Origin of the sequence: Streptomyces sp. ISL-1 (genome assembly GCF_018614585.1) — a bacterium.
Taxonomy (GTDB): Bacteria; Actinomycetota; Actinomycetes; order Streptomycetales; family Streptomycetaceae; genus Streptomyces; species Streptomyces maoxianensis.
This window is the reverse complement of the sequence record NZ_JAGGOI010000038.1, coordinates 165593-176023: the sequence shown is the minus strand read 5'-3', so window position 1 is coordinate 176023 and position 10431 is coordinate 165593. Positions and strand designations below refer to the sequence as shown.

Genomic DNA, 10431 nt, shown 5'->3' with positions numbered 1-10431 from the left:
CGCGATCTGCTGCAGCGTCGCGCCGATGTCGCAGGTCCGCGTGGTCGTCATCGACTGCACCGACACCGGCGCGTCCCCGCCGACAGCCACCGAACCGACCTGGATCTTGCGGCTGACCCTCCGGTCGGCGAGCTTGGTCGGAACGGACGGCATTCCGAGAGAAATTGCAGTCATCGGCTGTGCAACCCCAAGGTGTGGATCGTGGTCCCGAGATCGGCGGGCTCCAGCCATCGAGATTACGGCACTGAGGTTCGGCCCAGCACATCGCGCCGTCGAATCCACTCAAAGGTGAATACAAAGGTGAACGCGAAGGTGAACAGAGAGGTGAACGGCCGGACACAAAGAGTGTCCGGCCGTCGTCACAGAGGTTTGCTCAGCTGATTTTGACCGGATTGACGATGTCGGCGACCAGCACGAGCAGGGTGAAGCAGACGAAGATCCCCGCCACGACGTACGCGACCGGCATCAGCTGGGCGACGTCGAAGGGACCGGGGTCGGGACGCCGGAACAGCTTCGCGATATTGCGGCGTACTGACTCCCACAGCGCCCCCGCGATGTGCCCGCCGTCCAGCGGCAGCAGCGGCAGCATGTTGAACAGGAACAGCGAGAGGTTGAAGCCCGCCAGAAGGATCATGAGCGACGCGACGATGTTCTGCGCCGGGGCATCGACGTTCATCAACTCGCCGCTGATGCGCGCCGCACCGACCACGCCGACCGGGGAGTCGTCCTTGCGCTCACCGTCGCTGAAGGCCGCGTTCCACAGGTCCGGGATCTTGGTCGGCAGCGCGATGATCGAATCGACGCCGTTCTCGATCATGTCGCCCATGCGGCCGACGGAATCGGTGAAGGAGAGCGGCAGGATCTCGGTCTGCGCGGCGAAGCCGAGATAACCGGCCGCGACGTACTGGTCGGCGATGACCTGACCGGCCGCGTCCTTCTTGGCCACCATGTTCTTGGCGAGGGTGGCGTGCAGGACCTGCTGCTGTCCGTCGCGCTCGACGGTGATGGTGGCCGGGCCGATCGTCTCGCGGATGTGGTTGGACAGCGCGGTCCAGTCGGCGACGGGCTCTCCGTTGAAGGCGACGATCTTGTCGCCCTTCTGCAGCCCCGCGGCCTGGGCGGGCGAAACGGGGTCGCTCTTCTTGCAGGTGTCGCGCTCCTCGCTCTGTGCGATGACGCACTTCTGGACGCCGGCCACCTCGGTGGTCTGGGTCGCGAAGCCGAAGGTCATACACACACCGATGAAGATCGCGACGGCGAGCACCAGATTCATGAAGGGGCCCGCGAACATCACGATCACGCGCTTCCACGGCTTGCGCGTGTAGAAGAGGCGGTTCTCGTCGCCGGGCTTCAGCTCCTCGAAGGCAGCCTCGCGGGCGTCCTCGATCATCCCGCGCCAGGGCGAGGTGGACCGTGACTCGATCCGCCCGTCCGCTCCCGGCGGGAACATCCCGATCATGCGGATGTAGCCGCCCATGGGGATGGCCTTGATGCCGTACTCCGTCTCGCCCTTGTGCCGGGACCAGAGGGTCGGGCCGAAGCCGACCATGTACTGAGGCACGCGGATGCCGAAGAGCTTGGCCGTCGAGAGATGGCCGAGCTCGTGCCAGGCGATGGAGATCAGCAGTCCCACGGCGAACAGCCCTATGCCGAGAACCGTCAACAGAATCGTCATGCGCGAGCCTCCGCTGGCCGTGCTTCGCTGAATTTCTGTGCCATTTCACGGGCCCGGGCACGGGCCCAGGTCTCCGCTTCCAGGACGTCCGCCACCGTGAGCGAGGTTCCCTTGGCGGGCACACCGTGCTCGGCGACGACTTCGGTGACCGTATCCATGATTCCGTTGAACGGCAGCCGCCCGGCGAGAAACGCGTCCACGCACTCCTCGTTCGCGGCATTGAACACCGCCGGTGCCGTCCCGCCCAGCTCCCCCACATGCCGGGCGAGTCCCACCGAGGGGAAGGCCTCGGTGTCGAGCGGGAAGAACTCCCACGTCGAGGCCTTGGACCAGTCGAAGGCGGGGGCCGCGTCCGCAATCCGCTCGGGCCAGCCGATGCCGAGGGCGATCGGGCCGCGCATGTCCGGCGGGGTGGCCTGGGCGATGGTCGAGCCGTCCGTGAACTCCACCATGGAGTGGACGTACGACTGGGGGTGGACGACGACCTCGATGCGGTCGAAGGGGATGTCGTAGAGCAGATGCGCCTCGATGACCTCGAGCCCCTTGTTGACCAGGGTCGCGGAGTTGATCGTGATCACCGGGCCCATCGCCCAGGTGGGGTGCGCGAGGGCGGCCTCGGGGGTGACGTCCGCCAGTTCCGCCTTCGTACGGCCGCGGAAGGGGCCGCCGGACGCGGTGACGACGAGCTTGCGTACGTCGGCCCTCGTCCCGGCCGCGAGGGCCTGGAAGAGGGCCGCGTGCTCGGAGTCGACCGGGATGATCTGGCCCGGCCTGGCGAGGGCCTTGACCAGCGGCCCGCCGACGATGAGCGACTCCTTGTTGGCGAGGGCGAGGGTCCGGCCGGCCTCGAGCGCGGCGAGGGTGGGGGCGAGGCCGATGGAGCCTGTGATGCCGTTGAGCACGGTGTGGCAGGAGGATGCGGCGAGCTGCGTGGCGGCGTCGGGCCCGGCCAGGATCTCCGGCAGGGGCTCGGCGCCGAACTGCTCCGCGAGTGCCTCGCGCAGTGCGGGCACGACGTCCTCGCGGGCCACCGCGACCGTGTCGACCCGCAACTGCCGTGCCTGCTCGGCCAGGAGGCCGACGCGGCCTCCCGCGGCGGAGAGCGCGGTGACGCGGAAGCGGTCGGGGTTGCGCAGAACCAGGTCGATGGCCTGTGTGCCGATGGACCCGGTGGAGCCGAGGACGACGATGTCCCGGCGGCCTTCGGTCGCGTCGAAGACGATATGCGGGTCGGCGAGGGGGGATGGGCTGTCGCTCATGACCCCATTGTGGCCGCAAGTCCTGTGCGGCCGGACAGTGCGTCCCCGCGTACGCCCCTTTATGCGCCCCCGTACGCTTCCCTACGCGCCGGTCTTGCCACCCGCCTCGAACTTCTCCCACTGCGCCGTCATGACCTCCGCGGGCACCGCACCGATGTCCTTGGTACCGAGGAAGTCGGCGCGGAAGGAGAGCGTGGTCGAGCCGGAGCGGACGACGGTGAGGTACTCGTACAGCTTCAGCTTCCCCTTCACATCGAGGATGGTGAAGCGGTACGCCTTGGCCTCGTCCCCGAAGGCGGGTGCCTTGGCCGGCTCCGCCTTGAGGTATTTTGCCTTCGCGACGGCGCGCTCCTCGACGAAGCCGCCGGCGCATTGTGTGCCGGCCGCGGCGAGGGCCTTCATGACGGCGGCGGCCTCGCCGTTCGCGTAAGAGCGCAGCTGTACGGCGACTCCGATTCCGGCAATCTCGTCGGCGATGTCCAGCTGGCGGTTGACCTCGGCGGCGGGGTCGTGCGCGGTGGCGCCCTCGGCGAGGCTGACGAGGGGCTGGCAGACGGCGGGGGCCGCGGTGTAGTCCTCACCGAGCGGAGCGCCCAGGGTGAACTCCGACGCGGTGTAGGGGCCGATCTTCTCGCCGTCGGTGAAGGAAACGGCCCTGAGCTGCGCCTCGGCCAGCGCCTTGGGGGCGGACGCGGATGCCGGAGGCTTGCCGCCGCCCTTGCCGCCTTTGCCGCCCCTGTCGCCCTCGTCGTCACTGCCGCCGCACGCGGCGGCGCCGCTGAGCACGACCCCGACGAGCGCGGCGACGGCCGCGCGCTGTCGGCCGTTCTGATTCCCCGCCCCGAACATCCCAGCCCCGTCTCCGTGTTGACCGTGGTCAGACGGTACCGGACCTGCCGCTCCGCGGAGCCGGGCAAGGCGTCGATGCGCCGGCCGCCGCCGATCCAGATGTCGGCGGCGGCCTCTGGCAGGAGTGACGGTCGGGGCTGCCAGTCAGGGCCGCCAGTCAGAGCTGTCGGCCAGGAATGACAGTCAGGACTGCCGGTATCGCCTCAGGGGATCGGGCGGTGCACGTTTTCCCGTTCGGCCGGGCCCGGGGTCGCGTCCGCGATCCAGGGACCTTCGCCGCTCGGGTCGACGATGCCCTGCTCCAGCCAGGTGTACGTACCGGACAGGACGCCGTCCACGACCTTGCGGTCGAGGTCGTCGGTGTTGGACCACAGGCGGGTGAAGAGCTCTTCGACGCGGATGCGGGACTGACGGCAGAAGACGTCGGCCAGTTGGTACGCCTCCTGGCCGTGCTCCCCGGTGGTGCGCAGCAGTTCCGCGCGTACGCAGGCCGCGCTCATCGCGAACAGCTCCGCGCCGATGTCGACGATCCGGCCGAGGAAGCCCTGTTTGGTCTCCATCCGGCCCTGCCAGCGGGACATCGCGTAGAACGTGGAGCGCGCGAGCTTGCGGGCGGAGCGTTCGACGTAGCGCAGATGCCCGGCGAGATCCGGAAGCCCGTCGGGGTGGAACTCGCTGTATGTACCCGGGAGTTGCCCCGGTCCCGTGACCAGCTTGGGGAGCCAGCGGGCGTAGAAGGCGGCGGCGTTCGCACCCGCCTTCGCCTTGGCGGACAGGGGCTTGTCGGGGTCGATGATGTCGCCGGCCACGGCAAGGTGGGCGTCGACCGCCTCGCGGGCGATCAGCAGATGCATGATCTCGGTCGAGCCCTCGAAGATGCGGTTGATGCGCATGTCGCGCAGCATCTGCTCGGCGGGAACGGCCCGTTCACCGCGGGCCGCCAGGGAGTCCGCCGTCTCGAAGCCGCGGCCGCCGCGGATCTGGACCAGCTCGTCGGCCATCAGCCAGCCCATTTCGGAGCCGTAGAGCTTGGCGAGCGCCGCTTCGATGCGGATGTCGTTGCGGTCCTCGTCGGCCATCTGCGAGGAGAGGTCGACGACCGCTTCGAGGGCGAAGGTGGTCGCGGCGATGAAGGAGATCTTGGCGCCGACGGCCTCGTGCTTCGCGACCGGCTTGCCCCATTGCTCCCGGGTGGCCGACCACTCCCGGGCGATCTTCAGGCACCACTTGCCGGAGCCGACGCACATCGCGGGCAGCGAGAGGCGGCCGGTGTTGAGGGTGGTGAGGGCGATCTTGAGGCCGGCGCCCTCGGGGCCGATGCGGTTCGCGGCGGGGACACGCACCTGGTGGAAGCGGGTGACGCCGTTCTCGAGCCCGCGCAGGCCCATGAAGGCGTTGCGGTTCTCGACAGTGACGCCCTCGCTCGCCGCTTCGACGACGAAGGCGGTGATGCCTCCCTTGTGACCCTCCGACTTGGGGACGCGGGCCATGACCACGAGCAGGTCGGCGACGACGCCGTTGGTCGTCCACAGCTTGACGCCGTCGAGGATGTACGAATCGCCGTCCGGGACGGCTGTGGTGGCGAGGCGGGCGGGGTCGGAGCCGACGTCCGGCTCGGTGAGCAGGAAGGCGGAGATGTCGGTACGGGCGAGGCGCGGCAGGAACGCATCCTTCTGCTCCTGCGTGCCGAAGATCTTCAGCGGCTGCGGTACGCCGATCGACTGATGGGCGGAGAGCAGGGCGCCCAGCGCCGGGTTCGCCGAGCCGACCAGGGCCAGCGCCTTGTTGTAGTACACCTGGGTGAGGCCGAGGCCGCCGTACTTGATGTCGATCTTCATGCCGAGCGCGCCGAGCTCCCTGAGCCCGTTGATCACCTCGTCGGGAATCCGCGCCTCGCGCTCGATGAGCGCGCCGTCGATTTTCGTCTCGCAGAAGTGGCGGAGTTTCGAGAGGAATTCCTCGCCCCGCCGGGTGTCCTCACCGGCCGGCATGGGATGCGGATGGATCAGGTCGAGGCGGAAGCGGCCCAGGAACAGCTCCTTGGCGAAGCTTGGCTTGCGCCAGTCCTGTTCGCGTGCGGCCTCGGCGACCTGCCGTGCTTCGCGCTCACTGACCTTCGGTGGCTGGGTCTTCTGGAGTGGAGCGGACATGAGGCTCACCTCGCCGCGAGTCGGGATCTTCCGGGGGCTTGGGCCGGGGCGCGCGGGCGCGCCGTACCGACCGGTGCTACTCGTCCGTAGTACCCGATTCCTGCCCTCTCCACCAGTCTCCGTACGACACTGGAGCTACGGCGACGGGGGGACGGAAACGGCCGGAGCCCCCGCACAGTGGGCTCCGGCCGTCATCCGTTGCGTACGGGCGCTACAGCGCCAGACCGGTGAAGACCAGCACCCGCTCGTACGTGTAGTCGTCCATCGCGTAGCGCACGCCCTCGCGGCCCACGCCGGACTGCTTGGCGCCGCCGTAGGGCATCTGGTCCGCGCGGTACGACGGCACATCGCCGATGATCACGCCGCCGACCTCGAGTGCTCGGTGGGCGCGGAAGGCAGTCTGCAGGTCATGCGTGAACACGCCTGCCTGCAGGCCGTACTTGGAGTCGTTCACGGCGGCGAAGGCCTCGGCCTCGCCGTCGACCTTCCTGAGCGTGAGGACGGGTCCGAAGACCTCCTCACAGGCGATGGTGGTGTCCGCGGGGACGTCGGCGAGAACGGTGGGCGCGTAGGACGCGCCGTCGCGCTTGCCGCCGGCCAGCAGCTTCGCGCCCGCCTGGACCGCCTCGTCGACCCAGGACTCGACACGCTTGGCGGCGTCCTCGCTGACCAGCGGGCCGACGTCAGTGGCGGAGTCGGACGGGTCGCCGGTGACCTGGGCCTCGACAGCCGCGACGATCTTCGGCAGCAGACGGTCGTAGACCGCGGCGTCGGCGATCACACGCTGCACGGAGATGCAGGACTGGCCGCCCTGGTAGTTGGAGAAGGTGGCGATACGCGTCGCCGCCCAGTGAAGGTCCTGCTCGGATCCGAAGTCGCCGAGGACGACGGCCGCGCCGTTGCCACCCAGCTCCAGGGTGCAGTGCTTGCGCGGCACCGAGTCCATGATCGCGTAGCCGACCTTGTCGGAGCCCGTGAAAGAGATGACCGGGAGACGCTCGTCCTGGACGAGGGCGGGCATCTTGTCGTTCGGGACCGGGAGGACGGACCAGGAACCCTCGGGCAGGTCGGTCTCGGCGAGCAGCTCACCGAGGATCAGGCCGGACAGCGGGGTCGCCGGGGCCGGCTTGAGGATGATCGGCGCGCCGACGGCGATGGCCGGGGCGATCTTGTGGGCACAGAGGTTCAGCGGGAAATTGAACGGCGCGATGCCGAGAACGACACCCTTGGGGAAGCGGCGGGTGAGCGCGAGGCGGCCCTGGCCGCCGGCGTCGGTGTCGAGGCGCTGGGCCTCGCCGCCGTTGAAGCGCCGGGCCTCCTCGGCCGCGAACCGGAAGACTGAGACAGCCCGGCCGACCTCGCCACGGGCCCACTTGACCGGCTTGCCGTTCTCGGCGGAGATCAGCTGGGCGATCTCCTCGGTGCGCTCGACGAGGCGCTTCGACACGTGGTCGAGGGCGGCGGCGCGTACGTGCGCCGGGGTCGCCGCGAACTCGTCCACGACGGCCTGCGCGGCGGCGACGGCCTCCTCCACCTGAGCCTCGGTGGGGACGGAGACCTGACCGACGAGACGTCCGTCCCAGGGGGAAGTGACGTCGAAGGTGGCCTCGCCGGTGGCCTGACGGCCGGCGAGCCAGAAGGCGTGGGTGGAGGTCATGTCCCGGCCCTTCCGAGGTAGTGGGGTTGTCTGTGCCCCACGGTAGGGGTGGGAGGCCGGTCTGGCGTTTGTCCGGGGTGGAGTGATGGACCGGCCGGATCCGCCGCTTTGGCGTGCCGATTCAGCCCGTCCGGCGATTGAGGACACGGCCGAAGGCCGTACGGGCCTGGGGGCTTGCCCCCAGGGTCAGCGTCGACGTTCCGTCGACACGATCAGGAAGACCCCCGCCACCACCACCGCGCCACCGACCGCGATCGGCCAGCTCAGCTGCTCGTTCAGGACCAGCGCGCCGAGGAGTACGGCGACGACCGGGTTGACGTACGCGTACGTCGCGACCAGCGACAGCGGCGCGGAGTGCAGCAGCCAGGCGTACGCCGTGAACGCGACGAGCGAGCCGAAGACGACGAGATAGCCGAGTGCCGTCCAGGAGCGGCCGGAGACCTCTCCGAGCACGAAGCCGTACTGCTCGCCCCGCCCGAGGCCCACCAGCAGACAGCCGATGCCGCCCGCGACCATCTCGTACGCGCTGGCCGCGAAGGGGTTCTTCGGCATCGGGATCTTCGAGGAGGAGAAGGAGCCCACCGACCACATGACGGTCGCCACGATCACGGTGAGGACGCCCCACAGGCGAACGTCGCCGCTGAGGCCCGGGAGGGTCAGCACGGCGAGGCCCGCCAGACCGAGCAGGACGCCGAGATACGCGCCGAGGCCGGGCCGCTCGCCGAAGGCCCGGCGCAGCACGACCACCCAGGCGGGCACGACGGCGATCAGCAGGGCGGCGAGCCCGGAGGGCACTGAGGTCTCGGCGAGCACCACGAGGCCGTTGCCGCCGAGCAGGAGCAGCAGGCCGACCAGGGCTGCCGAGGCGAGCTGGGCGGGGGTGACCTTGAGCGCCGAAGTCCCCTGGCGCCAGGCCACGAGCCCGGTGAGAATCAGGCCCGCCACGATGAAGCGGGCGCCCGCGGAGAGGAAGGGGGGCATGGTCTCGACGACGATGCGGATGCCGAGGTAGGTGGAGCCCCAGACGACGTACACGATGGCGAGCGCCAGCCAGACGGCTCCGGATATCCGGCGGCCGGGCGGGGGTGCTTCGACGGTAGCGACGACGGGGGTGCCGGCCTCAGGAGTGCTTGAGTTGGTGGCCACGAGGCAGGACCTTAGGCACTTCGGCGATCAACCACCAATATTTCTGCCCGACTTCGGGCAGAAAAGCGGAAAAACCTCGCGCCCGCTTGTCACTCCGTCGCCGGTCACTGCGTCGCCGGGCCGCCCGCCGTCGTCTTCAGCGCGAGCCAGAGCTCCATCCGGACGTCCGGGTCGTCCAGCGAGCGCCCCAGGATCTCCTCGACCCGGCGCATCCGGTAGCGCAGCGTATGGCGGTGCACGCCCAGGTCCGCGGCTGCCGCGTCCCACTGGCCGTGGCGCGAGAGCCAGGCGCGCAGGGAGGCGACCAGGTCGCCGCGGCCGGTCGCGTCGTGTTCGTACAGCGCGCGCAGCATCCCGTCGGCGAAGGCACGCACCGCGTCGTCGGCGAGCAGCGGGAGGACCGATCCGGCGGCGAGTTCCTCGTGCTCGACGAGGGCGCGGCCGCGTCGCCGGGCGACCGAAAGCGCCTGTTCGGCCTGTTTGTACGCGCCTGCGGCGGCTATCGGCCCGGTCGGCGCGGAGAGCCCGACGACCACCTCGGCGTCCTCGGCCTCCTTCTCCGCGTACGCCGAGGTGCAGGCCGCGACGACCGCCCCGCCGTCCGCGGCCAGCACCACCAGCCGGTTCTCCATGTCCGGCACATCCAACAGCGGCTCCCCCGCCCTGGCCGCCGCCGACTCCATCGATTCGGCGAAGGCCTTCAGCGGGTGCTCGGCGGACGGGTCCGGGTCCCCCGCGGGCTCGGCGATCAGCAGCCGGAAGGGAGCGTCGAGCAGCCCGCCGTAGAGGTCTCCGGCGACCGCGCGCGCATGGTCCTGCTGGCCGGAGAGCAGCATGCGCAGCACCGCGGCGCCGAGCCGCTGCTCCGCCTCCTGGAGCGAGCGGGAGCGCTCCGTGGCGAGGGTCAGCAGAGCGACCGCGGAATGCACGGCGTACCGCTCGGCGGTGCCCAGCGGCGCTCCGGTGCCGACGGCCAGCGCGCCACGCACCCGCCGTCCGCTGCCCAGCGACTGCAGTTCGACCCGGTCGTCGCCTCTGTCGCCGACCACCGCGCTCGCGGGCGCTGACCGCTCACGCAGCCGCTCCACGTCGGCGGTGAGCCGGGCGGCCCGGCGCGCGGCCCACTCCGGCGCTGCCTCGACGACGGCGCCGGACGCGTCGTACAGCGCGGCCCAGCCGTCGACATGCGCTGCGAGGCGGGCGACGACGCCGCCGGGGCCCTCGGCGAGCGCGGCCCGCGTCAGCTCCCGCTGCGCCTCGAAACCCGCCGTCACCGCGCGGTACTGGTCGGCGGCGTTCGCGGCGGAGACCGCCTTGCTGATGGCGAGGAAGGGAGTCTTGCGGGGTACGGCGAGGAGCGGCAGGTCCTCCTCCTTCGCGGCCTCGACGAGCGCGTCCGGGATGTCGTCGTAGTACACGCCGACCGCGAAACCGAGCCCGACGACGCCCGCGCCCAGAAGCCTGCGCACGTAGCGGCGCATCGCCTCGCGATCCTGGGCGTCCAGGGTCATCGCCGTGACGAGCAGCAGCTCACCGCCCTCCATGTACGGCACGGGGTCGGCGAGTTCGCTGACATGCGCCCAGCGCACGGGCGTCTCAAGCCTGTCCTCCCCGGCGCGCACGGTGAGTTTGAGCGCCGAGTGCTGGACGAGCGAGGCGAGCGTGGGCGGCATGGGACCTTGAGCCCTTCAAAAC

Annotated in this window: 8 protein-coding genes; all 8 read right to left on the bottom strand. The window is 70.2% G+C overall.

The window, feature by feature from the left end:
- On the bottom strand, positions 1-174 hold a 174-nt coding region (locus tag J7E87_RS27305; RefSeq protein ID WP_215097207.1), incomplete at its 3' end, for a flavodoxin-dependent (E)-4-hydroxy-3-methylbut-2-enyl-diphosphate synthase.
- A 199-nt stretch (positions 175-373) separates the two neighbouring features.
- On the bottom strand, positions 374-1675 hold the full coding sequence (locus J7E87_RS27300) for an RIP metalloprotease (protein WP_215097195.1): 1302 nt from the start codon (positions 1673-1675) through the stop codon (positions 374-376).
- Positions 1672-2934: a 1-deoxy-D-xylulose-5-phosphate reductoisomerase gene (dxr, locus tag J7E87_RS27295; RefSeq protein ID WP_215097194.1), complete on the bottom strand. Its 1263-nt coding sequence runs from the start codon at positions 2932-2934 to the stop codon at positions 1672-1674. Before dxr ends, J7E87_RS27300 begins: the two co-directional genes overlap by 4 nt.
- Positions 2935-3015: 81 nt before the next feature.
- Entirely contained in the window at positions 3016-3783 is a 768-nt protein-coding gene (locus J7E87_RS27290; protein ID WP_215097193.1) for a hypothetical protein, read from the bottom strand.
- Positions 3784-3986: 203 nt separating this feature from the next.
- Complete coding sequence (locus J7E87_RS27285; RefSeq protein WP_215097192.1) at positions 3987-5933, bottom strand: acyl-CoA dehydrogenase family protein; 1947 nt, start codon at positions 5931-5933, stop codon at positions 3987-3989.
- A 211-nt stretch (positions 5934-6144) separates the two neighbouring features.
- Positions 6145-7590 carry an aldehyde dehydrogenase family protein gene (locus J7E87_RS27280; protein WP_215097191.1) on the bottom strand — a complete coding sequence of 482 codons (1446 nt, stop codon included), beginning with the start codon at positions 7588-7590 and terminating at the stop codon, positions 6145-6147.
- Positions 7591-7776: 186 nt separating this feature from the next.
- Complete coding sequence (locus J7E87_RS27275) at positions 7777-8736, bottom strand: EamA family transporter (RefSeq protein ID WP_215097190.1); 960 nt, start codon at positions 8734-8736, stop codon at positions 7777-7779.
- Between the two features lie 104 nt (positions 8737-8840).
- Positions 8841-10409 (bottom strand): PucR family transcriptional regulator, encoded by a 1569-nt coding sequence (locus tag J7E87_RS27270; RefSeq protein WP_215097189.1) that lies wholly within the window; start codon positions 10407-10409, stop codon positions 8841-8843.
- Positions 10410-10431 lie beyond the last annotated feature (22 nt).